27 protein-coding genes are annotated in these 25,266 nt (G+C 44.4%); 12 read left to right on the forward strand and 15 right to left on the reverse strand.

Annotation, left to right across the window (positions count from 1 at the left end):
• The first annotated feature begins 21 nt into the window (after positions 1-21).
• Entirely contained in the window at positions 22-1,119 is a 1,098-nt protein-coding gene (gene trmA, locus AC3RV5_RS21765) for a tRNA (uridine(54)-C5)-methyltransferase TrmA (protein WP_489729649.1), read from the forward strand.
• Here trmA and fabR read toward each other — a convergent pair.
• The gene (fabR, locus tag AC3RV5_RS21770; RefSeq protein ID WP_489729650.1) at positions 1,116-1,715 is read right to left on the reverse strand and encodes an HTH-type transcriptional repressor FabR; all 600 of its coding nucleotides are present in this window, start codon (positions 1,713-1,715) and stop codon (positions 1,116-1,118) included. The genes trmA and fabR overlap by 4 nt on opposite strands.
• A gap of 165 nt (positions 1,716-1,880) precedes the next feature.
• Between fabR and AC3RV5_RS21775 the strand changes: the two genes are divergently transcribed.
• On the forward strand, positions 1,881-3,008 hold the full coding sequence (locus AC3RV5_RS21775; protein WP_489729651.1) for an acyl-CoA desaturase: 1,128 nt from the start codon (positions 1,881-1,883) through the stop codon (positions 3,006-3,008).
• A gap of 410 nt (positions 3,009-3,418) precedes the next feature.
• Positions 3,419-3,976 (forward strand): uracil-DNA glycosylase family protein, encoded by a 558-nt coding sequence (locus AC3RV5_RS21780; protein WP_489729652.1) that lies wholly within the window; start codon positions 3,419-3,421, stop codon positions 3,974-3,976.
• Between the two features lie 17 nt (positions 3,977-3,993).
• Here the strand turns inward: AC3RV5_RS21780 and AC3RV5_RS21785 are convergent, their stop codons facing one another.
• Positions 3,994-6,228 (reverse strand): bifunctional diguanylate cyclase/phosphodiesterase, encoded by a 2,235-nt coding sequence (locus tag AC3RV5_RS21785; RefSeq protein WP_489729653.1) that lies wholly within the window; start codon positions 6,226-6,228, stop codon positions 3,994-3,996.
• Between the two features lie 186 nt (positions 6,229-6,414).
• Here AC3RV5_RS21785 and AC3RV5_RS21790 point away from each other — a divergent pair, with 186 nt between their 5' ends.
• A complete protein-coding gene (locus AC3RV5_RS21790; RefSeq protein ID WP_489729654.1) occupies positions 6,415-7,311 on the forward strand; it encodes a TIGR03899 family protein in 897 nt (298 codons plus the stop codon).
• On the opposite strand, the gene AC3RV5_RS21795 is transcribed toward AC3RV5_RS21790, so the two are convergent.
• The 9 genes from AC3RV5_RS21795 to pspA all read right to left on the reverse strand — a co-directional run bounded on the left by AC3RV5_RS21795 (position 7,308) and on the right by pspA (position 15,280).
• Positions 7,308-8,051, reverse strand: coding sequence for a phosphoadenylyl-sulfate reductase (locus tag AC3RV5_RS21795; RefSeq protein WP_489732232.1), 744 nt, complete (start codon positions 8,049-8,051; stop codon positions 7,308-7,310). The two genes, AC3RV5_RS21790 and AC3RV5_RS21795, sit on opposite strands and share 4 nt — an antisense overlap.
• Complete coding sequence (cysI, locus tag AC3RV5_RS21800; RefSeq protein WP_489729655.1) at positions 8,041-9,771, reverse strand: assimilatory sulfite reductase (NADPH) hemoprotein subunit; 1,731 nt, start codon at positions 9,769-9,771, stop codon at positions 8,041-8,043. Before cysI ends, AC3RV5_RS21795 begins: the two co-directional genes overlap by 11 nt.
• A complete protein-coding gene (locus tag AC3RV5_RS21805; protein WP_489729656.1) occupies positions 9,771-11,585 on the reverse strand; it encodes an assimilatory sulfite reductase (NADPH) flavoprotein subunit in 1,815 nt (604 codons plus the stop codon). The genes cysI and AC3RV5_RS21805 overlap by 1 nt, the downstream gene beginning before the upstream one ends.
• Positions 11,586-11,707: 122 nt before the next feature.
• Complete coding sequence (locus AC3RV5_RS21810; protein WP_489729657.1) at positions 11,708-12,466, reverse strand: TIGR04219 family outer membrane beta-barrel protein; 759 nt, start codon at positions 12,464-12,466, stop codon at positions 11,708-11,710.
• A 3-nt stretch (positions 12,467-12,469) separates the two neighbouring features.
• Positions 12,470-13,462, reverse strand: coding sequence for a DUF2333 family protein (locus AC3RV5_RS21815; protein WP_489729658.1), 993 nt, complete (start codon positions 13,460-13,462; stop codon positions 12,470-12,472).
• A 9-nt stretch (positions 13,463-13,471) separates the two neighbouring features.
• Entirely contained in the window at positions 13,472-13,918 is a 447-nt protein-coding gene (locus tag AC3RV5_RS21820) for a copper chaperone PCu(A)C (protein WP_489729659.1), read from the reverse strand.
• A 99-nt stretch (positions 13,919-14,017) separates the two neighbouring features.
• Positions 14,018-14,359 (reverse strand): hypothetical protein, encoded by a 342-nt coding sequence (locus tag AC3RV5_RS21825; RefSeq protein WP_489729660.1) that lies wholly within the window; start codon positions 14,357-14,359, stop codon positions 14,018-14,020.
• Positions 14,356-14,559 carry a PspC domain-containing protein gene (locus AC3RV5_RS21830; RefSeq protein ID WP_489729661.1) on the reverse strand — a complete coding sequence of 68 codons (204 nt, stop codon included), beginning with the start codon at positions 14,557-14,559 and terminating at the stop codon, positions 14,356-14,358. The genes AC3RV5_RS21825 and AC3RV5_RS21830 overlap by 4 nt, the downstream gene beginning before the upstream one ends.
• 61 nt (positions 14,560-14,620) lie before the next feature.
• Complete coding sequence (pspA, locus tag AC3RV5_RS21835) at positions 14,621-15,280, reverse strand: phage shock protein PspA (protein ID WP_489729662.1); 660 nt, start codon at positions 15,278-15,280, stop codon at positions 14,621-14,623.
• Between the two features lie 321 nt (positions 15,281-15,601).
• On the opposite strand from pspA, the gene AC3RV5_RS21840 reads away from it, so the two are divergent.
• Genes AC3RV5_RS21840 through AC3RV5_RS21860 form a run of 5 tightly spaced genes read left to right on the forward strand, consistent with a single transcriptional unit; the run spans position 15,602 to position 19,697 of the window.
• On the forward strand, positions 15,602-15,895 hold the full coding sequence (locus AC3RV5_RS21840) for a hypothetical protein (RefSeq protein WP_489729663.1): 294 nt from the start codon (positions 15,602-15,604) through the stop codon (positions 15,893-15,895).
• A 5-nt stretch (positions 15,896-15,900) separates the two neighbouring features.
• Entirely contained in the window at positions 15,901-16,596 is a 696-nt protein-coding gene (locus AC3RV5_RS21845) for an SDR family NAD(P)-dependent oxidoreductase (protein WP_489729664.1), read from the forward strand.
• Positions 16,593-17,936: an ANL family adenylate-forming protein gene (locus tag AC3RV5_RS21850; protein WP_489729665.1), complete on the forward strand. Its 1,344-nt coding sequence runs from the start codon at positions 16,593-16,595 to the stop codon at positions 17,934-17,936. The genes AC3RV5_RS21845 and AC3RV5_RS21850 overlap by 4 nt, the downstream gene beginning before the upstream one ends.
• Before the next feature lie 49 nt (positions 17,937-17,985).
• Positions 17,986-18,630 (forward strand): acyltransferase, encoded by a 645-nt coding sequence (locus tag AC3RV5_RS21855; RefSeq protein ID WP_489729666.1) that lies wholly within the window; start codon positions 17,986-17,988, stop codon positions 18,628-18,630.
• 11 nt (positions 18,631-18,641) lie between these two features.
• Entirely contained in the window at positions 18,642-19,697 is a 1,056-nt protein-coding gene (locus tag AC3RV5_RS21860) for an acyltransferase family protein (protein WP_489729667.1), read from the forward strand.
• A gap of 35 nt (positions 19,698-19,732) precedes the next feature.
• On the opposite strand, the gene AC3RV5_RS21865 is transcribed toward AC3RV5_RS21860, so the two are convergent.
• From AC3RV5_RS21865 to AC3RV5_RS21880, 4 genes are all read right to left on the reverse strand, one after another.
• Positions 19,733-19,891, reverse strand: a complete 159-nt coding sequence (locus AC3RV5_RS21865) for a hypothetical protein (RefSeq protein WP_489729668.1) — start codon at positions 19,889-19,891, stop codon at positions 19,733-19,735.
• Between the two features lie 9 nt (positions 19,892-19,900).
• A complete protein-coding gene (locus tag AC3RV5_RS21870) occupies positions 19,901-20,176 on the reverse strand; it encodes a hypothetical protein (protein ID WP_489729669.1) in 276 nt (91 codons plus the stop codon).
• A gap of 217 nt (positions 20,177-20,393) precedes the next feature.
• Positions 20,394-21,383: a tRNA dihydrouridine(20/20a) synthase DusA gene (gene dusA, locus AC3RV5_RS21875; RefSeq protein ID WP_489732233.1), complete on the reverse strand. Its 990-nt coding sequence runs from the start codon at positions 21,381-21,383 to the stop codon at positions 20,394-20,396.
• A gap of 391 nt (positions 21,384-21,774) precedes the next feature.
• Positions 21,775-21,933: a DUF3309 family protein gene (locus AC3RV5_RS21880; protein ID WP_489729670.1), complete on the reverse strand. Its 159-nt coding sequence runs from the start codon at positions 21,931-21,933 to the stop codon at positions 21,775-21,777.
• Between the two features lie 571 nt (positions 21,934-22,504).
• Between AC3RV5_RS21880 and rimK the strand changes: the two genes are divergently transcribed.
• The 3 genes from rimK to AC3RV5_RS21895 all read left to right on the forward strand — a co-directional run bounded on the left by rimK (position 22,505) and on the right by AC3RV5_RS21895 (position 25,242).
• Positions 22,505-23,410 (forward strand): 30S ribosomal protein S6--L-glutamate ligase, encoded by a 906-nt coding sequence (gene rimK, locus AC3RV5_RS21885; protein ID WP_489729671.1) that lies wholly within the window; start codon positions 22,505-22,507, stop codon positions 23,408-23,410.
• Between the two features lie 135 nt (positions 23,411-23,545).
• Positions 23,546-24,388 (forward strand): mechanosensitive ion channel family protein, encoded by an 843-nt coding sequence (locus tag AC3RV5_RS21890; RefSeq protein WP_489729672.1) that lies wholly within the window; start codon positions 23,546-23,548, stop codon positions 24,386-24,388.
• 32 nt (positions 24,389-24,420) lie between these two features.
• A complete protein-coding gene (locus tag AC3RV5_RS21895; RefSeq protein WP_489729673.1) occupies positions 24,421-25,242 on the forward strand; it encodes a magnesium transporter MgtE N-terminal domain-containing protein in 822 nt (273 codons plus the stop codon).
• The last annotated feature ends 24 nt before the right edge of the window (positions 25,243-25,266 follow it).

Genomic DNA, 25,266 nt, shown 5'->3' on the forward strand with positions numbered 1-25,266 from the left:
CACAATCACTGGAACTATGTTATGCGACCAACCGAGATTAACCCGGCGGAATATTCACAACAGCTGCAGGATAAGGTTGCGCAGATAAACAATGTGTTTCAATCGTTCCAATCACCTGCATTGGAGGTGTTTCAATCGCAACCCTTACATTACCGAATGCGCGCCGAGTTCCGAATTTGGCATGATGGGGAAGCGCTGGATCATGTGATGTTTGACCAAGCCAGCGGTGAAAAATACCGAGTGGTCACCTTCCCATCCGCCAGCCAGTTAATTAATCAGGTAATGGCTAAACTACTGGGGCTGCTGAAATTCAATGAAATTCTTCGCAGAAAACTATTTCAGGTCGATTATTTGAGTAGCCTCAGCGATGAAATTATTGTCACACTGGTCTACCACAAACCTTTGGATGATGATTGGCGGCTGGCCATGAAACAGGTGCGAGATCAACTCAGAAAAGAATTTAACATCGATATCATAGGTCGCGCCAAAAAACAGAAAATTTTGCTCGACAGAGATTTTGTAATTGAGCAGCTACCTGTGAATAACCGGGTCTATCAATTCAAACAGATCGAAAATAGCTTCACCCAACCTAATGCTGGTGTTAACAGCAAAATGGTAGAATGGGCACTGGATGTTACCCAAAATAGCCAGGGAGATTTACTCGAATTATATTGTGGGTCGGGGAATTTCAGTTTGCCCATGGCACAAAACTTCAATCGGGTATTAGCAACCGAAATATCGAAATCCTCGGTTGCAGCAGCCCAGGTTAATCTGCACCTGAATGATATCGACAATGTGACTATTTTACGCATGTCCAGCGAAGAATTTGTGCAGGCCTTAAATAAAGAACGCACCTTTAGGCGCCTAGCAGAAGTCGATCTTAGCCAGTACGATTGCCAAACAGTCTTGGTTGATCCGCCCCGTTCAGGACTGGATGATGACACTTTGAGCATGGTACAAAACTATAAAAACATTGTGTACATATCCTGCAATCCACAGACCCTGAAAGACAATTTGCTAACCCTGCAAAAGACTCACGCTATCAAGCGCTTTGCGATTTTCGATCAATTTCCTTACACCCACCATATCGAGTGCGGCGTATATTTGCAGCTCCGTTAGATACCGGCAGCCTCTTTTGCGCCATTGGCTATAAACCTCAATTGCATCTTGACCCGCTGAGCTAAGAGTGCCTGTTGCTCGCTGCCGGAATCCAGTGCTTCAGCACCGGCACTAAAGACTAACTTGACCATGGCTTCCGCTTGCAAATTAGCAAACTGGTAAGGCAAGCCCGTGGTTGTCATAGTGTAATCGGTCAACTCCACGATGAAATGCTGGATCTCCCTCAACACCGCAGCCCGAAACGCTAGTGATGTACCCGTGTGCTCCCGTAACAACAAACGGAACACATTGCTATTGGCACAAATGAATTCCATAAAGGTATCTACTGACGTATTAATTACCCCTCCTCCAGAAGCAATACGTAAACGAGCCTGACGCATCAACTGGCGCAAAGTCAATCCCGCTTCATCTACCAGAGTCAAACCGAGCTCATCAATATCTTTGAAATGCCGGTAAAAGGAAGTAGGGGCGATACCCGCGGCCCGGGCGATTTCACGTAAACTGACACTGGAAAGGCTGCGTCTTTCATCTAACAAACAAAAAGTCGCGTCGATGATAGTTCGACGAGTTTTTAATTTTTGCTCTTGGCGATTCAACCTAACTCCGAATTAAACTGGGGGGTGCTGTGTATGTTAGCTCGAATGACAACAAACAAACACAGCTCACTGGCCACATTACATCATAAATAACTTGCCAAATGTGGCCCAGATAGTTAGATTAGCTTACAAGTGTAAGCTCAATAAAGTTGCTTCTTTTTGCCAATGAAAAAACCCCGTCTAATACTCACCAACGTTCTGGTATTTGTCATTACTGGCCTTATCGCCTTACTGGCGGTGCCCTATGTGGCTTTTACCCAAGGTTTCGATACGGTCGAAATTATATCTTGCATAGTGCTGGTGTATTTTTCAGGCATGTCTATTACCGCTGGTTACCACAGGTTGTGGGCGCACAAGGCCTATGAAGCGAACGGATTTGTCAGATTTGTTTTAGCCATAGGCGGAGCAATGGCTCTGCAAAACAGTATTTTGCATTGGACCTCGGATCATCGGGTGCATCACAAACACGTAGATAATAATGATAAAGACCCTTACTCAGCAAAAAAGGGGTTTTGGTATTCCCATATGGGCTGGATGTTGCGGGAGTATCAGACTCGCAAGTACAGCGATTACAGTAACTGTAGAGATTTACAAAAAGATAAGATCGTGATGTGGCAGCACAAGTATTACCTGCCTATTATGTTGATAGCTAATTTTGGCATCCCGTTGTTGTTAGGCTGGCTCAATGGTGATTTGTGGGGCATGTTGTTACTAGCAGGATTTTTCAGATTAGTGGTGGTTCATCAAGTTACTTTTTTTATCAATTCACTGGCTCATCTGTGGGGACGTCAACCTTACACAGACAAGAACAGCGCCAAAGACAACGATATATTGGCCTTTTTTACATTTGGTGAGGGCTATCATAATTACCATCATATATTCGAATACGACTATCGCAACGGCATAAAATGGTGGCAATTTGACCCGACTAAGTGGCTCATCAGAAGTTTAGCCTATATCGGTTGGACCAAAAATCTAAGGCGCTGCCCGGAAGAACGCATTGAAAAAGCCAAAATAGCCATGCAACTGCAACACGCTCAGGTAAAACTGTCAGTGCTGCCAAATGCCGATGAAATATTGCATGCTCTGCAGCAGGAATACGATCTGATCGTGCAAAAAATGGCCGAATTTTACGCTACCAAGAAACGCTTAATGGAAATCCGCAAGCAAAATATAAAACGCAGCTATGAAAGACTTGAACTTGATTTCAAATATAAAGAATTAAAATACAACCTGGAACTGCAAAAACAGAAATGGTTAACCCTGTACCAGCTTGAGTACCAACTAGCCTGATTGCCAAATTCATTAGTAGCGGCCTATATTCCCCAGGCCGCTGACAAACTGTTCATCAACGCACATCTCTTGTGGAAAAAAGCGTAAGTTTGCCAGCACATTATTACAGCACGTTTGGGTTTGTTGGCAATTTTACTTTCGATACAGTCCCTATCAATTGTCAATGAGTCTGTTTGTATACAGTCAAACAACCAGTTGTTTTGGGTTCCACTTTGAACTGCACCGGCAGAAAAAAGGTCCAGTGGGTGAATTAAAAAAATATTTTAGGTCTTAACATAGATAATTCCTCGATAACTTGTTTAACGAAGCGTTAAACAACCCAATCTTGGGCGGGAACAAAAACTATGCAACTCACAAAATTGTGACAGGGCCATGATAAATTTAGTTAATTTTTGATAGGAACAATGTTAATGAGTTGTTTTGATGAGGCGAGAGGTTGTGAAATTTGTGCGCGTTTTTTACCCAACCCACCTAAACCCATTATACAAGGATGCTCTAACTCACAATTGCTGATCATCGGCCAAGCCCCTGGAATAAGGGCTCATAATTCCAACAAACCCTGGAATGATGCCTCGGGAGTCAGGCTGCGCAGCTGGCTGGGTATTAGCGAGCAGCAGTTTTACGATGAACAAAAAACTGCCATCTTGCCCATGGGTTTTTGTTATCCAGGTAAAGGTCAAAGCGGCGATTTACCGCCCCGCAAAGAGTGTGCCCCGAAGTGGCACGACCGTCTTATTCAATCCATGCAAATAAAACATATCTTTTTAATTGGCCAGTATGCCCAGGCTTATTACTTGAGCGACAACATGACCCTGACCCAGAGAGTCAAAAATTGGCAAGATTACCGCCCACAATATTTTGTATTGCCTCACCCCTCACCACGCAATAACATTTGGCTCAAACGCCATAGCTGGTTTGAAGAAGAAGTGGTGCCTGCTATCCAGCAGGCCGTCAAGCGGATATTATAACAATGCCCTATTTGGAATTAAAGCTTTTCTTTATTTTGTTCGAAATGGTTCAGTAGCTCATCAAATGGCATGGGCTTGGCGTACATAAACCCTTGTGCCTCATCACAGCCCAGTCTGAGCATATAGTTGGCTTGTTCGGGTTTTTCTATGCCCTCGGCTATGGTTTTTAAGCCCAACTTATTGCCAAGAGTAACTATGGTTTCGGCGATAAAGGCCGATTGATTAAGGCTGATTTCGTTGACAAAAGCGCGATCCACCTTTAGGCGATCCAAGGGCAATTGCTGCAGATAACTCATAGATGAGAATCCTGTGCCAAAATCATCCAAGGCCACTTTAACCCCAAATTCTTTAAGTTCATTAAGGGCATCAATCACTATATGCGGCTCATCCATCACGATACTTTCGGTGATTTCTAATTCAATGGATCCGGGTCTCAAGTTATTTGACAAAATAGCATTTTTGACAATATCGATAAATTCAGGATCCCGAAACTGGGGCATCGATATATTGACCGCCATACGTAAATCTTGATAACCCTGGGCCAAAAGGTATTTTAATTTTTCACACGCTTCCTGCATTACCCAGGCACCGATATCAATTATCAGTCCTGAATATTCAGCCAACGGCACAAATACCACCGGAGAGATAAAACCACCGTCCTGAGATGGCCAGCGTAACAGGGCTTCCATACCAACGATTTTTTCACTGAGCAAATCAATTTGTGGTTGATACCATAATTGCAGCTTTCGCTCGTTAAAATCACTACGCAATCGACGGATCATATCCAGACGCCAGGTGGTCTGCTCTTCCATTTCAGGGGCGTAATACTCAAAGTTGGATTTTAAGCTCTTCTTGGCAAGGTTGAGAGCGATATTAGCCTGTTTCAATATGTTGATACCCGAGTATTTTTTACCATTTAAGCGACAAAAACCAAAAGCAGCGCTTAATGGCAAGGCGTGGTCACCGGCTTTAAACGCATTGATAAATAATCCTTGCATGCTGGCAGGATTAATCTCTGCTTCGCTGCCTACCACCCCAAACACATCTGAGCCTACACGCCCCAACATGGACGCATTTGGAAACAATTCCTCTAGACGCTGGGCAATGGCTAGCAGTGTTTGATTGCCTGTTTCCTGCCCCAGACCATCATTGATATCAGCAAAATGATTAATGTCTATTAATACCAACACATCATGAGCATGGGCCGGATAATCGTTAAACTCGTCAAGCCTGTTGATGAATTCAATGCGGTTGGGCAGTTTAGTCAACCAATCTTTAAATGCTGCCGTATGCAATTGGTGAAACAAGTTAACGTTTTCATAGCCCACAGATATACTTGATACAAACACTTCCAATAACTGTTTATGTACGTCATCTATTTGCTTACCCACTTTCATATACACTGCAGCTTCATAGCCCGAGCTATTTAAATATAAGACTGAAAACTCTCGCTCGTAAAGATGCTCTTTGCGCTGTAGGCAAAGATTGACCGCTTGCACAATCTGCTTATCGTGCAATTGCTCAATTTTTTTATTGATGCAGCTCGTAAACTCACCCGCAGCCCCAAGAACATAGACGGCGTCATCGTTTTTATCCAAAACAGTGCCCGCCCTGGCGCAAACTAAACCCGATGAATCCAAGCCAATCAACGAATTGACTTGGGTCAATACCCCTTCGCAAAATTCCTTTACCGAGTGTTCTTCGAGTAAATTAGATGCCGAACGAATAATTTTTTCTAGACCTCGCCGACTTTGATTAATGGTCAATATTTGTTGATATGAACGCAATGACGCAATGATAGAAGTGATAAGTTTGCTGCGAGTGAGCTCGGTTTTGGTTTTATAATCATTGATATCATAGTCTTTAATGACACTTTCTTCTGGAGCATAGCCTGGTTGCCCGGTGCGCAAAATGATCCTGGGTTCCAACAGGCCCATTTCCGAACGCATTTTGCGCACAACTTGCAAGCCTGCATCGTCCGTTTCCATCACTACATCGAGCAGAATGATGGCCAGACTGGCTCCCAGTTCGGCGATGATTTCAAGGGCCTCTTTTTGAGAATAGGCATGATAAAATTTAAGATTTTTATCATTTAGTACCAAATCTGACAGGGCCAAACGTGTAACCGAATGAATTTCCTCATCATCATCCACCACTAATATATTCCAACTGCCAACATATTCGTGGTTGGTTGGGCTGTTTTCCTCAGACAGGAAGACTATCTCATCATTTTCATATTCAATTGGACACATGTAGTTATGGATTCTCACACGAGTTGTTGAGTAGATAATCAGATTAGATACTAACCATACCGTAATCTGGCGCTTAGCAAAAGATTCTTATAAATAAGTCCTAAATTGCATTTCCTTGCATTAAGCTCTAGCATACTATGGTAAAAATTATTTACGAACATAGATTTCAACTTCTTTGCCACACCTATGAAAATTGAACAGACTTCTATCTCAGCACCTCCCAAAGTGCAGCATAAGATCACTACGTCTCCTGAGCCAGCGCCGATAACTAGCCAAAAAAATGCCGAAAGACTAAATGCCCAGACAACCAGAGAACGGATCGGCCAATGGTTCGCCCAGATTGGCATTGTTCCTCCTCAACAAGGTCGTCTCACTGCCAGCATCGACAATCGAGTGTTAAGACGGGATAAACTGGCTGCACACAGGAAACTTGGCAATATAGAAAGTGTGCTGGACAAGGCTCTGAATTTTTGTATAGAGGATAATAAAGATGAGCGACTCGATCCGGACTGGTTCTTTAATTTTGTAAAAATGGCTGAAGAAATATATTCACCTGCCATGCAGGAGCTCTGGGGGAAGATTTTCGCCGTTGAGACCAGCCGCCCGGGCAGTTTTTCTTTACGCACTTTACAGACTTTAAAACAACTCACCCACAAAGATGCGCAGATATTTCGCCATGCAGTGACCTTAGCCAGTCGACGTCAAGGTGAACCGACCCCAAAGCTGATAATTGGCTACCATCAAAAGCCCAGCGTCTGGTCGCTTTTTAGCCTGCGAACTGAGCATCATCTTAATTTGGGGAAATTCGGTTTGGGTTATCCCGATTTGTTATCGTTAATGGACTTGGGGCTGATTTATCAAAGTGAAATCGAGTCCGGTGAGCTAGCACCTAACAGTGCTATAGAATGGAAAAATAGCGGACAGAGTTTCCAGTTAACCGCGCGGAAGACCGGCACCATCTTGGTCTATTACAAATTTACCAGTACCGGTGCGGAATTATTTACTTTAGTGGGCGCTAACAAACCCGGTATATATTTGGAAGAGCTGAAACGAGTATTACACAACGGCTTTAATATAGACTAAATACCGTCACCAAATTCATGCAATCCACACTCACGTTTCATGCCGAAAAAACGCGTATCTTGTTCACTCATGCCTTCTTGCAAAGAACGAGTGGTATGCCAGTCACCGATTGAGACATAACCTTGTTCCCATAAAGGGTGATAAGGAAGATCGTGTTCCTTAAGATAATAGTGAATATCCTTATTGCTCCAATCTATGATGGGATAAATCTTAAACTGCTTATCTAAACGCTGCACCACGGGCAAAGTTTCACGTTGATCTGACTGTGACCGTCTTAACCCGGCAAACCAACTCTTGGCTTGTAAGTCTGCTAATGCGTTCTGCATAGGAGCAACTTTGTTCATGCGATTATATTTTTCGATGCCCTCTAAACCCTGCTCCCACAACTTCCCATATCGCGCTTCCTGCCAGGCAGGACTCAATTCATCGCGGTAAACCTTCAGATTAAGTTTTAACCGGTCGACCAGCGTGTCAATAAATTGGTAGGTCTCGGGGAAAAAATAACCGGTGTCAGTCAATACTACCGGGATATCCGGACGCTGCTGCACAAGTAAATGCAGCATCACGGCAGCTTGGGCGCCAAAACTGGACGACAATACAAAATTCGAAGGTAAATTTTCCAGGGCCCAGGCCACTCGTTGTTGGGCAGACTGCCCCTCCAAATCTGTGTTTATCTGGGCAAGTTTGTCGACCGAAAACAATGGCGTTCCCCGTCGTTCTTCGACTGTATTAGATTGCATAATCAGGGTCGCCATAAAAATCCTTTGCAGAGTTTATCACTGGTTTTATAAATTCTGCGCGGATCATGAAATCACCGAAGGCTTCACCTTTTTCGCGCCCATTTGCCCACTTAGCGATTAAACTATCTAATTCGCGAAGTATTTCCTTTTCATCAATATTTTCCCTGTACATCCTAGGAATACGGGTACCTTGACGATTACCACCTATGTGTAAATTGTATTTACCTGGGCCTTTTCCGACCAAACCGACTTCAGCCAACATTGCGCGACCACAGCCGTTGGGACATCCGGTAACACGGAATATCAGACTCTCATTGGCAAGGCCATGCTTATCCAATATGCCTTCCAGTTCGCTTACTGCATCGGGCAAATATCGCTCAGCTTCGGCCATGGCAAGAGGACATGTCGGAAATGCCACACAGGCCATCGAATCTTTGCGTTGCTGGCTGAGGTCGTCGGTAATCAAGCCATGTTCACGAGCAAGTGCTTCAATTTTTTCCTTATCCTGTTCAGCGACACCCGCCACAATAAGGTTCTGATTGGCGGTTAGGCGAAAGTCTCCTTTATGAATTTTGGCGATTTGTGCACATCCTGTTTTCAAGGTCTTGCCCGGGTAATCCAAAATACGACCATTTTCGATAAATAAGCTCAGGTGATGTAAGCCATCAATACCTTCGACCCAACCAATACGATCGCCACGGGAGGTAAATTCATAGGCACGGCTTGGGGTAAACTTCACATTGGCACGTTTCTCTACCTCAGCCTTAAAAGTGTCTACTCCCACACGCTCAAGCGTATATTTGGTCTTCGCATTCTTGCGATTAACTCGGTTCCCCCAGTCACGTTGAGTAGTCACCACGGCCGCCGCAACGGCCAGGGTCTTATCCAGCGCAATGAAGCCGAAGTCGTCAGCTTTACGCGGAAAAGTGCTTTGATCACCGTGAGTCATTGCCAGGCCACCACCGACTAACACATTGAAACCAATAAGTTTTCCACCTTCTGAAATGGCCACAAAATTTAAGTCATTGGCATGCACATCAATATCATTTTGTGGTGGGATCACAACCGTCGTTTTGAATTTACGGGGTAAATAATTATTGCCTAAAATAGGCTCTTCTTCTGTGGTTTCTAATTTTTCACCATCCAACCAAATTTCCGCATACGCGCGGGTTTTTGGCAGTAGATGTTCACTGATTTTTTGAGCCCATTCATAAGCCTGTTGATGCACTTGTGACTCTACTGGGTTAGAAGTACACAGCACATTGCGATTTACATCACCGGCGGTAGCAATGGAATCAATTCCCACTTTGTTAAGTGTTTGGTGCATCAATTTTATATGGGGCTTTAATACACCATGAAATTGAAACGTCTGGCGGGTAGTCAAACGAATACTGCCATATAGGGTATGCTCTTGGGCAAATTTATCGACCGCCAGCCATTGTTGTGGGGAAATAATCCCTCCGGGCAGCCGGGCCCGTAACATGACATTCTGTAAAGGTTCGAGCTTTTGCTTGGCCCGTTCGGCTCGAATATCCCGATCGTCCTGTTGGTACATACCGTGAAAGCGGATCAATTGAAAATTATCACCGTTAAAACCGCCGGTTAAGTCATCTTTTAAATCTTCCGCTATGGTGCCACGCAAAAAGTTGCTTTGCCCTTTTAGGCGTTCATTATCGGCCAAGACGCCTTGCACCACGTATTTGTCATTATTGGTAGTCATTAGTAAACATCCTTCTGATAGCGTTTCGCACGACGCAGTTCGCTAAGGTAGGATTCCGCCTCCTGTTGATTTTTGCCTCCGTGCTGTTGAACAATAGCAACTAAAGCTTCGTGTACGTCTTTGGCCATGTGTTCTGCGTCACCACACACATACAGATAGGCGCCTTTTTCAAGCCACTGAAAAACCTCGGCTCCCTGCTCTAATAAGCGATGTTGCACATATATTTTCTCTTGCTGATCTCGAGAGAACGCCAGGCTCACTTTGTCCAGGACGCCATCTTTGACAAAACGCTGCCATTCAACCTGGTATAGGAAGTCCTGTGTGTAATTAGGGTTACCAAAAAACAACCAATTATTACCCTGTGCTTCGTCCACTTCACGTTGTTGCATAAAAGCTCTAAACGGCGCAATACCCGTACCAGGACCTATCATGATGACGGCTGAGTTAGGATTTTCTGGTAGCCGGAAGTTGTTGTTTTTCTCGACAAACACTTTAACTTCACCACCTTCATCCAGACGTTGGGCCAAATACCCTGAAGCGCCACCTTGATGGGGAACACCATGGGCATCGTATTCAACTAAGGCAACAGTGAGGTGTACTTCATCTTCTACTTCTGCCTGGCTAGACGCAATAGAATACAAACGAGGAGTTATGCCGCGCAATGCGTTGGCAAGCTGCTGAGCGCTCACTGTTATCGGGTACTCTCGTACCACATCGATAATTTGACGCTCAGACAAATACACGCGCAAGATGGCTTTGTCTGCCAACTTTTCAGCCAATTCAGCGTTGTCTGCAATTTCATTGTAGGCGCTGACAAAAGTCGGATAGCTTTGCGTCAATTCCAACTTTTCAAGCAATGCATCAAAAATTGTCATTGCGTGTCCTGCCAAGTCTATAGATTCATCCTTGTCGATAGATAACAATGTTAGCAACTCGGTAATCATTGCAACGTCATTGTTAAACCATACACCTAGGGCGTCTCCAGGCTGATACTGGATCCCGGATCCCTCTAACGAAATCTCTATGTGCCGTATGTCTTTGACTGAATCTCGCCCGGTGATTTTTTGGCTCTGCAATAAGGAGGCGTTAAAGGGGGTCTTTTTACTGTATTGATGACCAACCAAGGCTAAACCGGATTTTCCACCAGCAGCTAAACTAACGACCCCAGAACCGGGTACGCTTAATTCATCTTGTATTTTTGTCGTAACCTGCTGTAACCATAGCTCAACTGCACCATCATAATCTACGTCACAGTCTACGCGCTCGGTAATGGGTTTAGCACCCGCGGCAGCCAGTCTGCGATCAAAATCCTTCGCTGTCTGGCAGAAGAACTCATAGCTGCTGTCACCCAGGCCCAAAACTGCATAGTGAAGATGGTCTAATTTAGGCACCTTTTTACTGGCTAAAAAATCATGTAGCTCAATGGCGTCGTCTGGCGCATCCCCTTCGCCGTGGGTACTGACGATGATGACAAGGTGAGTTTCATTTTTTAATTGTTTTAATTTGAAATCAGCCATGTTGACTAACTTAGTTTTTATGCCCGCCGCTTCAACTTTTTGCTTATATTCTTTAGCCACACTTCTGGCATTGCCGGTTTGTGAGCCATACAAAATAGTTAAAGTCTTGCTTGCAACGACCTCCGTTTGAGGAGCGATAAAAGAACCAGATTGATCTTGCGCCACACCGGCTAAATAGCCGCTTAACCAATGCATTTGGGCAGTATTGAGCGAGCCCGCCAATTGATTGACTTGTGCCCACTGCGCTTCGCTCAATGCTGAGTTTGAACCTAAGATCTGATTTGTATTTGATGACATAATATCGCTAACCTCTAATGCTATGGGGCAAGGTTAGCGATTAATGTTCATAACCGGAAAGAATTAAAACTAATTTTTTATTACTTAATGAGCTGAGCAATTATTCAACAATTGCCTACAGGCTAAAAATGAACTTCGATCCCAGCAAACGCTCCCCTAAATTCCAAATCAGAATAGAGGTTATCCAAGTCTTCCAGTTCCATTTTCATAGCGCGAAACCCGACTTGCAAGGTAGTATCGATAGCGATGTTATCCAATAAACTATAGGTGATCACTGCCTGGTAATCACTCACCTTGTGGTCATCGAAACTTAAGAAACTGCCTTCAACATAGGCACCAATCCCCGTAAAAGGGACACCGAATGCTATACGGGTATACAGCATGGGAATAATACCTGTAAAATCCTGATCACCGTTTTGCGTAGGATCATTTTTGACCTGCACAAACGCGTTGCCATCGAGATGTTTGCCGTTTACGCCTAAATCGAAGCTAAGCAAATCATTATCGAACAACTCGTAATACAGAATAAAATCCGTGCTAACCAATTCTATATCGGAAGTAAGCACGGTATTTGCCGAGAACAACTCACTGTCGAAAGTAAAGCTAGAGGACACGGATACCTCACCATTGGTATCCATATCCGAACGTTGAATTTTAATATTTGGCACTAGGGGCAGTGGATGTTCCAGAGCGAGGTAAAAATTGCCCTTTGTTTGATCATCGAAATTAAAAGCGATATTGGTGCCATCGTCAGAAAAACCACCCTTGGTATTCATATTCCACACTTGGGCGCCTGCGTATATGCCTAACAGAGTATCGGCCTGGGCAGGCACACTAGCCAAAGCAGCGGCGACAGCGCAGATGCAAAGCGACTTTTTCATCATTTATCCTTGATTTAACAGTTCAGAAAGTTCAATTAGAGCAGCATTTGCCCGGGAAATATAGTTCGCCATCACCAAGGAGTGGTTGGCTAACACGCCAAAGCCACTTCCATTTAGGATCATTGGGCTCCAGATTGACTCTTGAGTCGACTCCAGTTCACGAACAATTTGCTGCACACTCACCCGAGCGTTTTTCTTATCCAGCACTTCAGCGAAGTCTGCTTCCATAGCTTTTAGAAAATGGATCAGGGCCCAACTCGCTCCCCGTGCCTCATAAAAATTATTATCTAATTGCCACCAACTGGTTTTCTGCTCTAGATCTCTGTTAGAAGGGGTGGATTGAGTCGCGCCTGCATCTCCCGCCAGACTGGTATCTAGCCTGTCTTGTCCCACGCTGGCGCTAAGTTTTTGCGATAAGCTACCGAGACGCTTTTCGACCTGTTTAAGCCAATCACGCAAGTTGTCCGCACGGGCATAAAATTGCGCACTGCCCTGTCGCCCATTGGACAGACTGGTACGATACTCATATAACTTATCGATAGCGCCTTGATATTGAGATTCCGCCGAGGGTAATAACCAGCTGCGGTGATCGATGTTAAATTTCGGCTGAGCATCGGTCAAATATGAGTTTTCAGATGATTGAGACTGAGAGCGGCTCAAGTCTTTGCGCATGGCCAAGGCCAGATCCCGAGCCATTTCCAACGCACCGAATTCCCAGCTGGGCATATTGTCCATCAGCAAACCTGGAGGCATAACGTCGTTGGACAAGTATCCACCGGATTTATTGAGTAACGTCTCAGTCACCCGAATCAAACTGGTGGTAATGGCGTAACCTGGCACGACTTTTTCGTTGTGTTCGGCGGCGTATTCGCTCGCCGCTTGACTAGGCTCAAACCTCTGAGGTTCGAAACTCCATAAAAAAGCCACAAACCAAAACAATAAAATGAGCAGCAATACAAAGGATAATATCCATTTTGGTCTAAAATATTGTTTCATATCCACCTCCTAGTGATGATGAGCCTGCTGTTTGGGCTCGCTAACGATCCCGTTGAACGTAATGATATCGCCGTCTTGGGTAATTAGCCTAAGCTTAACACTTTGGGCGTTTTTCAAGGGGGCATTTAAACCAAAAATCATCATATGTAATCCTCCCGGTTCGAAATTCACCGTCTGCCCTGCCGGAATAGTTACAGATTTTTGTTTTTCCATGCGCATTACTTCTCCTTGCATAACATGGTTATGCAACTCCGCCTTTTGCGCTATATCAGTTTGGGCGGCGACCAGGGTAATATCATATTCAGCGGTATTTTTTACGCTAAAATAGGCGGACGTATTAGGTAGACTGGGTGGCAATAGCCTGACGCTAGCATCGCTAACCATCAGCTCAGCATAAACACTGCTGGCAAAAAGGAACAAACTTAAGGCAAATAAAAGTGAGCGTGGGCGAAACATCTTAATTTCCTGTTCGAAAACATGTTGAGAAAGAATTATTCAGTAAATCGGCACAACATGCCACCCATTACTCAAGACTATTGTGTGAAACCCGTTTGCCTACTGATAGCTGGACGGACGTTTGTCTTTGAGCAGCCAAATCACCAGCATTACCACTAATATGATAGGCCAAAATGCACTTATACCAGCAAAGAGCAGGGCACCGAACACCACTAGTGCCACAAAAGCCAAAGCTCCAACGAGACTTAAAGCAACTACAAACCCCACTAGTACCAGTGCGATCCCCAGGACAATAAACACTAACAAAGACGTCAATGGTGCAACGTTTTGACTATCCATCTGAACATTAATGTCAAACCAGTCTGTGGCAACATAACCTAAACTGTAGGTTAACAAGATAGCGATGATAACCGCCATAGCCAGGTTTTTAAGGATGTTCATGGCCGTGATGGCACAAGTAGCACTGCCACCCCGTAAGCGATTGCGGTAGCTAAGGGTAAAAATAGGAAGCAGGCGACGGTAGCCAGGCGAATGACCCAGCGCGGTTGTTGCCAGTGTTTGGCTAGCCCGGCGCATACACCAGAGACTTTTGCTCGGGTTGAATCTCGGTATAAACGGTCAAAATCAAAATATTCTCTCATGCTATTCTCCTTGATGGTAGTAGGCGCACTAAGCCAATAAAACGGCGTAGTGCGCTAGGCCTTAAGCTACTTTGTTACGCAATTGATCAAGCTCTTGCTCAATTTTATCCTGGGCTTCGAGCTCATGAAATTGAGATTCCAAACTTTGGGAGCCGCTCACCAGATCGTAGGCATCGACCTGAGACTCAAGATCATCGATACGTCGTTCATATTGTTCAAACTTAAGAATAGCAGCATCGATTTTATCCACCTGCCCGTTGTTTTTAACCCGTAACCTTACGGCTACTGAACGCTGCCTAACGCTCAGCGTTTTCTGTTTTGCCCGAGCTTCAGTGAGTTTATTCTGCAGTTTTCCACAATCCTCCTGCAGTTTGCTTATCACCTCGTTTACACTTTCCAGTTCTTGCTGTGCACCGGCTAATTGTTTGAGTGCATGGTGTTTTTCTGCCAATGCGGACCGCGCGAGATCCTCCCGCCCTTTTTCTATAGCAAGCTGAGCCTTTGCTTGCCAATTATCACTGTTCGCCTGGAATTTTACCGTCTGTCGTTGCAACTGAGTTTTGTCCGCTAAAGTCCTGGCTGCCACAGCGCGAACTTCAACCAAGGTTTCTTCCATTTCCTGAACCAATAGCTTAATAATCTTTTCCGGATCTTCGGCTTTTTCCAAAATCCCATTGATGTTGGCTTGTACTATTTCTGACATTCTCGAAAGTAGTCCCATTGTGATTCTCCAAATGGTGATTGTTGTTAATCACTGGTGTAATCCAGCCTTGGAAACACAGTTACAAATGTCGTGCCACGTTCGGATAAAAATTTAAATAATTGATTTAACAGAATTTTCAGCGAATTAGTCACGGCACACTATTTTTCGGAAACGGCTTAAGATGGTTAAATGCACTAATAGGTTGGTGAAATTCACCATGTATCTGGTTAGAATTTTCAATCTTAATGTTTACCCACTTAATGATTGCAAAAGCCTTGATATTGACAATAAAATGGCTAATAAATATGCAAATGAACATCCCCGCTAAGGAACAGGCAAATGAACGATAGTAAAATCCAGACATTAGTATTAGATGCAATCGCCCTTACCAACCAATCCCGTGAAGACTCAGAACAAATACCTGTTGCTCCAGACACCGCTTTATACGGCGCCCAAGGCAATTTGGACTCAATGGGACTCGTTGCCTTATTGATTGATATTGAGGAAATGCTCCAGGATGAAGGTATCAATGTTTCCTTAAGTGACGAGCGCGCTATGTCTATGGCGAACAGTCCATTTAAAAATGTGCCCACGCTGGTCGCCCACATTTCCAACCTGCTTACAGAAGCTTAAGGCTCATGAGACAGATTCTTGTAACTGGTGCGAGCCGAGGTCTGGGTAAAGGGATCGTCGAACATTTTTTGCAACAGGGCGATCGGGTCATAGGTTGCGCCCGCAGTGCCAGTTCAGTGGACCATCCTAATTATCATCACTTTACCGTAGATGTGGCCAGTGAAGAACAAGTGCAAGGCATGTTCATCGCCATCCGGCAACAGTTCAAATATCTCGATGTATTGATTAACAATGCCGGTGTCGCACGCATGAATGCGTTTGCTTTAACACCTTTTAAAAATATGCGTGAAACCATAGATGTTAATTACGCCGGCACCTTTATGTGCAGCCAAAAAGCTATTGGTCTGCTGCGTAAATCCAAGTGTCCGCGCATTATCAATATGAGTACGGTAGCTGTGCCAATGAATCTTGAAGGTGAAGCTGCCTATGCGGCCTCGAAAAGTGCTGTTGAGACCCTTACCCGTATTATTGCCAAAGAGTTAAGCAGCTTTAATATCACCTGTAACGCTATTGGTCCGTCCCCCATCGCCACAGATTTAATTCGTGGTGTAGGGGAAGACAAAATAGCCCGTCTGGTGCAGCGACAATCCATTCAAAAAATGGCCCAACCGGAAGATGTGCTTAATCTGGTCGATTTTTTTATTAGACCGCAAAGCAACATGATCACCGGTCAGGTTATTTATTTAGGAGGCATATCATGACAGTTCAATTTTTACTGGACAAAATGTCTGAGCTGCAAGAGCAACCAGCTGTTGCTGTGGGCGACAATATTATCACTTATAGTCAACTGCTAAATAAGTATCATGCTTGGTTGGACTGGCTAGCCCAAGAACAAATAAAAGCGGGGCAAGTGGTCAGTATAAAGTCAGATTATTCCGCTGACAGTATCTCGCTATTTTTAGCGTTGACACAAAATGGCAATATCATTGTGCCGCTGTCCAATGACTCAGTTGCTCACTTCGATGAATTTTGTGAGGTCGCGCAAAATCAATATGACATCATTCTGGATGCACAGGGAACCCGGTTAACGAAAACGGCATTTCAACCAGCCCATCCCTTATACGAAGAACTGCGCGCAAAAAACCGACCAGGCTTAGTATTATTTTCGTCGGGTTCGACCGGTAAAAGTAAGGCTATATTTCACGACCTATCGTTACTGTTAAACAAGTTTAAGGTACCGCGTAAAACCATGCGTACCCTGGTCTTTTTACAGTTTGACCACATAGGTGGTGTGAATACACTTTTGTATACACTGGCCAATGGCGGCACCGCAATTGTGCCTGCTAAGCGCACCCCCCAAGACGTATGTAAGGCCATCGAAAGACATCAGGTAGAAGTGTTACCCACCTCACCGACCTTCATCAACTTATTGTTGTTATCGGGTGCCAGTGAGCAGGCCGATCTCAGTTCATTAAAATTAATTACTTACGGCACCGAAACTATGCCTAGCAGTACCTTGACGGCCATTTCGAATAAATTTCCTGACATAAAATTACTGCAAACTTATGGTTTATCTGAGGTGGGGATTTTACGTTCCAAGTCTAAAGATTCCAAATCTTTATGGGTCAAAGTTGGGGGCAAGGAGTTTCAGACTAAGGTTGTCGATAACCGCCTATGGATAAAATCCGAATCCGCCATGTTGGGGTACCTCAATGCACCGTCTCCTTTTGACGAAGACGGGTTTCTGGACACAGGGGACCAGGTTGAACAAGAAGGCGAATGGCTGAAGATCCTCGGTCGACAAAGTGAAATCATCAATGTAGGTGGCGAGAAAGTCTATCCGGCAGAAGTGGAGAGCGTGGTATTGGACATGGATGGTGTGGAAGATGTGGCGGTTTATTCCATTGCCCACACGATCACCGGTATGATAGTGGCGGCCGATATTAAAATCACCACAGATGAAACGTTGCAGGAGTTTAAGGTCCGCTTGAGGAATCATTGTGGGAAATTTCTGCAAGGGTACAAGATCCCACGCAAGATAACGTTGATTGACAACTATACTCATAATGCACGCTTTAAAAGGATGCGCAGAAAAGCATAACGAAGTTTTTAGTGCAATACCCCATCGCATAAACACAGGACTGAAACTAATGCGCAATATGATTAAGTTTTTACTCAACAAGCTATGTCAGTTATTGGCATTGCCTTTTGCTCTGACCTGCTGGCTAGAAAGCTACCTTAGCCAGCATTCTGAAACCGTTTTTTCCATATGGGCTCAAGCCTTTTCCGTTTTACCTGGGCTGCCCGGGGTTTTTATGCGCCGGGGGTTTTATTCCCTGACTCTGGATAAGTGCTCCGTGAACTGCCATATAGGTTTCGGCACTATTTTTGCGCACCGCAGTTCAATTGTCGAAGAGAACGTTTATACCGGTAGCTATTGCACAATTGGCTCAGCTCATCTGGGTAAAAACTGCCTGATTGGTAGTCATGCCAGTTTACTCAGTGGTAACACCCAACATACCCGGGATGATGAAAGTGGCCAGTGGCAGGCCTTTTCTCCCCAAGGCATGACCCAAATAAAGATCGCTGAGAATGTCTGGGTTGGTGAAGGGGCGATCATATTGGCGAATGTTGGAGCGGGCTCCCTCGTTGCCGCTGGCGCGGTGGTCAATACCAAGGTCAAATCTAATGTGGTGGTCGCTGGCAATCCAGCTAGATTTGTCAAGAATTTCGACACACCAACCCCTCTAGAGGTGCCTGAGGTCAACAAAATTCAACACAATGTCCCGGTCTAACAAGAACTGATATGCAGATGAAACGTTGTGACTTTGTCGATTGGATGAAAGCCATAGGCATGTTTTTGATCGTATTTGGACACTTCTTTGGTGAGCCCTATAACCAATTAACCCAACCGGTTTATCCCAAACAGCTGGGGGTAGCTATTTTCGTATTTATTATGGGGTGGGGACTAGGCAAAGAAATCCGCCCTAAAATACAAGTGGCCTTCAACCGTATATTTCCGATGTTTTTCTGGGGCATAGTCATAGCGCTGTTTATCAGTCTGGTTAACCTAATCCTTAACGATAATGTAATGTTCAGCAATTACGCACCCTTTGTATTTGGCGTAAATGTGCTCATCGATGGCTTTCCCGCTAACCCCACCACTTGGTTTATTGGCACCTATTTACATATTATTTTATTGTGGGCTCTAATACTCTATCGCCTCAAAGTGACGCCCCTGGTACTGCTGGCCAGTTTACTATTCGAAGTCATGATCCGCGCTACCCTTATCTCTAACGACACCATTTATATTGCTTATATGTCTGTGCCTAACTGGCTTACCGTATTTTTGCTGGGTATCTATATGCGGGATAAACAGGACAGTGTTAATAGTAAAGGGTTGATAACGATCCTGTTTGCTTGGGTTGCTTTTACCACATTATGGGTGGTAATACTGAACGCATTAGAAGTGACAGGCAGATTTCCGTTCCGGGATTTGCAACTGACCACGGGTTTTAGCAATTCAGTTTTTACGTCCGCTGCCATTTCAGCGGTTTATCTGACACATACAGCATTTTTTGTCGCCGTATTTAGCAAAATCAGGGCGGGTAAGCTGGTCAGATTCTTTTCAAGAAACACGATAATCGTGTTTATTGGCCATATGCCTTTGTATTTTGTGCTGGAGCCAATGGTCAGGCTGGTATTTCCCAGTGGTTGGCCAAAACGATTGTGTATCGTTATCATCATGTTTGTGGGTTTGTCATTGCTGTCTGAATTACTCAGAAAAGTCATTAATACAGATGAGCTAAAGAATAGGCTGTGGAAATTATTACGTTTGGAAACAAACTGCAGGGCGAGTTAAAACAGTGGCTATGATCTGGTTTACAACGGTCAATACTACAGGGAGTGACCGTTATTTATTGATGTATTTACCCTTGGCATTGACAGCGTTGGTTCTTTTTTAACAAACGCATACAAGCTGAAGAGCAGGGCGCCTGCCAAATAGGCAACAACTGGCGCAAGTAACAAGAAAACCAAAATGGCGTGATCAAACATAATCACCTCTTATTCTGCTTGTTTTTTGGCAATCTTTTGTTCGGTTAAGTCAGTGATAGTGACGCTAGATGCAACTTGCGATCCCCCATCTAGACTAAACATATTACCTGCGGTTAATACTGCCTCTTGAATGTTGTATTGCAACTCCATTTGCGTCGCTTTGATGGTATTGCTCATCAGGTGACCGACAAATTGTTCCAAATTTACTTCCTTAGCCTGAGCTGCAGAGTTGAAAGCGAAAGTAGAAGTCAGGGCAATAGCGGCAATTGTGACTTTAGTAAACATAATATTCCTCTCTATATTGGTGGTAATAACGGCCTGTTGATTTGGTATAACCGTTATGAGTTAAGTCGCAGTATGTATTGCGAGAGTTGTGCCAATTTAGAGATATTCTTTAACGTACTGATTTAATTGAATTTAAAGTTAGTGCTGATTGAAAAACTTGATATAAATAAGGGCGCAAGTCAAGGAATTGGTTAATTTCACCAATTTTTTGGTTAAATCAACTAACTTTAGCGTTTCGAAATTCACTTACTTGCGCTTGGGCATCTTTAAGGGCAGCTAAAGCATTGAGCAATAGTTCCGGGCCGATCTGGCGACCCGAATTGTTTTGCCCGGTGCCATGTTGGCTCAAATAACGGCGCCAAATTCTACCTCCAGGCTGTCCTTGGAACAACCCCAGCATATGTCTGGCAATGCTCCAGGCTCTGGCACCTTGCATTAGTTGTTGCTCCACATAAGGCACCATGGCCAACACAATTTCTTCGCGGCTAAGTACATCATGGTGATCCTGATAAAAACGTCTATCCACCTCAGCCAGAATATAGGGATTACTGTAGACTTCGCGGCCTATCATCACCCCATCTAAATACTGCAGATGTTGGTCTACATCATCCAAGGTTTTCACCCCGCCATTGAGGCTGATATTTAATTGGGGGAATTGTTGTTTTAAATGGTAAACACGCTCATATAACAACGGGGGAATATCACGATTTTCTTTAGGGCTTAGACCTTTGAGCCAAGCTTTTCGCGCATGTATGGTAAAGACTTCACAACCGGCGTCCGCCACGCATTCAATAAAACGGGTCAAGTCATGATATTCATCCATTTCATCAATACCAATGCGTGACTTAACAGTAACCGGAATATCCACCTCTGCTTGCATCGCGTTGACACAGGCGGCCACAGTTTCAGGCTCAGCCATCAAACAAGCTCCAAATCGACCATTTTGCACCCTGTCAGACGGACACCCTACGTTAATGTTTACCTCGTCATAGCCATACTCTTGCGCCAACGCAGCGCAACGCGCCATATCAGCTGGGGCTGACCCACCTAACTGCAGTGCTACCGGGTGCTCTTGCTGGTTATATTGCAAATAATCACCTTTGCCAAAGATGATCGCACCAGTGGTAACCATCTCGGTATATAACAGCGTATGTCGGGAAATTTGCCGTAAAAAATAACGGCAATGTTTGTCAGTCCAATCCAGCATAGGGGCTACGGAGATTGTGCGATTGATTGTCTTAGTTAGCAAAAACCATTTACCTTATTGTTTTATAAATACTTTTATTAATTCAGGTTAACCGCATAGGCACACCTAAAATTAAGATTTTTGTTTAGCCTAACGAATTATACCATTAGCCAGGGTGGGTGAAGGGGAAAAATATAACAAGCGTGGCATTGGAGCGTGCGGAACAGGTTAGGGTCAAATAGAGTAGCTTATCGTTGTACTTCGACTATGGGGTAGCTAGAAAATAGTATTGACAAACTCAACCATGCTGACGGTACATGTTTGGCCGTCAGCAGATTGCAATTATACAAATCTAAAACTTTGCGTGGCAATGTTTTTTGTTCAACCCTGAACAATCTCTAGTCGGCCTGCGCTAAATTTTCCCCATCAGTAATAATATGATTAATATCAGTAACACCAATCCTACTAAGCCACTGGGCCCATAACCCCAACTTCGACTATGGGGCCAACTGGGCACTACGCCTAGCAATATCAATATTACAACAATCAGCAGAATTGTTCCTAAACCCATTTTACCTCTCCTTATAGAAAATCACTAATAAACAATGCCAAGGCATAGTCCTTTTTTTCAATTAACCTACACCCGTTGCGTGGCACTCATTTGCGTGCCAGGTCAGGTAGTGAAGGAAAACGTTTGGCTGGTCCCAGTTATCATTGCATGATTCCGGTTTATTGGTGCGTCAATGACAACGGAACTCCGAGCCTGACCTAAATTCGAATTAGCACTAAGATTGCAGGGATTATTCCCTAAAAAAAACAATAGTTAACAGCCCAATTAATAGCAAGTTTTGGGAATTATTTTTGATTGATTTCGATAGTACGCAATACACTCGTTAAATAGACGGCTGGGAAATACCGGGCCCATTACTAATGCATTAGCCTATATTTGCACCCGTGCCAAATATACTTCCCTAAACAGCTGTTCCTAGGCGAAAGAAAAGCAGGTTAACTGTATTAAGAAATAACCGTGCAATAATGTTTGAATAATATGTTAACACTATGAAAAAGAAAGATTGCCGTGCAAATTCCGTCTATAGTCGTAAGCTATTGTGTAATGAATTTAACTACCCAGGAACTAGATAATGAAAATCGCAATTATATCGCGCAACAAAAAACTTTATTCAACCAAGCGCCTGATCGAGGCGGGGGAGCTGCACGGCCACGAAATTGATGTAATTGATGCGCTGCATTGCGATATCGACATTGCCAGCAATCGCCCGGCCATTCGTTATAAAGGTGAAGAACTCGCCCATTATGACGCGGTAATTCCTCGAATAGGGGCTTCCATCTCATTTTACGGTACCTCTGTTATCCGTCAGTTTGAAATGATGGGAACATACAGCATCAATGAGTCTGTGGCGATCAGCCGCTCTAGGGATAAGCTGCGTTCGTTACAACTTTTGTCGCGCAAAGGAATTGGTTTGCCGCGAACGCAATTTGCTCACTCTTCTGACAATATTAAACAACTAATTAAAACCGTGGGCGGAGCGCCAGTGGTCATAAAACTACTGGAGGGAACTCAAGGAATAGGCGTAGTATTAGGAGAAACCGCCAAGGCCGCCGAAAGTATTATTGAAGCCTTCCGGGGTTTAAATGCCAATATTCTGGTGCAACAATATGTCAAAGAGGCAGGTGGGGCCGATATACGCTGTCTCGTTGTGGGAGACAGAGTAATAGCGGCGATGAAACGCCAAGCTCAGGCTGGCGAATTTAGATCCAACCTGCATCGCGGTGGCAGTGCTGAAATCGTTAAATTAAGCAAAGAAGAACGGGCCACGGCTGTGGCAGCCGCCAATATCATGGGCTTAAATTTATGTGGGGTGGATTTGCTGCGCTCCAGTACCGGTCCAGTTGTCATGGAGGTGAATTCATCCCCCGGCTTGGAAGGTATCGAATCTGCCACCAAAAAAGACGTGGCGGGCATGATTTATGACTTTATCGAAAAAAATGCCAAACCTCACCACAACAAAACCCAGGGCAAAGGTTAAGTTAACGAGTAGTCTGAAATAGCTGCTCTACCCGCTCTTACTCAGGTTAGCCGTCAGAGGAACTGGCAGCTACATACCTTTTGCAGTGCCAACCTTGCCACACTGGCACTTGGATGATCTTATAAGGGAGACATCATGCGAGCTTGGGAAAGTGCTTTATTAACAAGTTACGAGCAGTTAATTGCTTACCTGGTGGCTTATGTACCCCAGCTAGTAGGTGCAGTGATACTGATTATTATTGGTGGCTTCATTGCTTGGATACTGGCAAAGGCGACAACCAGTCTAATATCACTTGTTAGTCGTTTTATGAACAAGCTCACCCTCACCCTGCTACCAGACAAAAAAATTGAAATTAAGCCCCAACATACCCGTTTGGCCGGTCGGGTGGTGTTTTGGATTGTGATGTTATTTTTCTTTGCTGCTGCGACTTCTAGCCTTGGCATGACCTTTATTGCGAGCTGGCTGAAAGAATTTTTAAGCTATTTGCCGAGTATTCTAGCGGGTGGCGTGATCATTTTAGGAGGTTACTTTATCGGTAGTATCGCCAGCGCGATGACTGTAGCCGCTGCTGAAAGTACTGGTTTTCGCTATGGGCACCGGGTTGGCATGTTGGTCAAATGGGTGATCGTCTCCATTGCCGCCGTCATTGGCATCGAACAATTGGGGGTCAATATTCATTTTGTCACGACCCTGATCATAGTCTTAATGGGTGTGTTGAGCTTAGGTGTGGCATTGGCCTATGGTCTTGGCAGCAGCGAACTGGTAAAAAATTTGGTGGGTGCCAGGCAAGCTAATAAACATTTACGGCTGGGAGATCGGATTGTGATAGCCGGCATAGACGGACGATTAATAGAGATATCAGCCAGTATGCTGGTGGTTGAAACGGCTAATGGCAAGGCGTTGGTGCCGGCCAGATATTGCATGGAGACCCATTGCAATATCATCCAGGCTGACACAGAAGACAAGATAAACCAGTAGTTCCTTACCAATACCAGGCATATGGATAACCTATGAGTACTTCTCATTTAAAACTGACCGTCCATTTTTTCAACGAAGAACCCGAAGCGGCGGCGCGCAAATTAGAGCTGTTACCTGCCCATCAAGCAGCCAGTGTATTACAGGAAGCCTCATTATCGGCAGCCAACAATGTACTTCGCAAAATGCTGCCCAGTGCATCCGCTAAACTATTCCCGTTTTTTAGTCAGGAGCAGTGTTTCAAACTAGTGGAGAAAATGAACTTATCAGACTTAGCAGCGATCGCCCGCTACATGCAAGGTGAAGAACAACAAAATCTGATTAAACAGCTTCCTGTGCGTAAACAGAGCTTGTGCAATATGTTGATTAGTTATCCTGAATATTCCGTTGGCTCCATGGTGGAAACGGACATGCTGGTGGTTGACAATCAGATGGATGTGAAAGATACCTTAATCCGTTTACGCAAGAAGTCATTTTCATACTTACAAAACATATACGTAGTAAATCAGGGACGCCAATTGACGGGTCAAATTTTTATTGGCGATTTGCTCAAAAGTGAACCTGTAAGCTTAGTTTCCAGTTTGATGCTGCCGATAAACCACACTATTAGTGCGTCCTTGGATTTACTTTCGGCTTATGAACTCGATCTATGGCGCAACCAGGATACGGTAGCCGTAGTCAACAGAAAACAAGAATTTGTGGGCATGGTGCATTTCCATCGACTGCGCCATTTTATGACACGCAAAAAAATGAGCAACGATTTGCCACAATCCGTATCGGCCGATATGTTGGAGACATACGGCGATACTATTGTCTCTATGGCCGACCTTATTAGCCCTATGGGATATAATCGCTGATACCTGATTGTGCCCAGAGCAGCA

Source organism: Paraglaciecola sp. IT1134, from assembly GCF_058068185.1.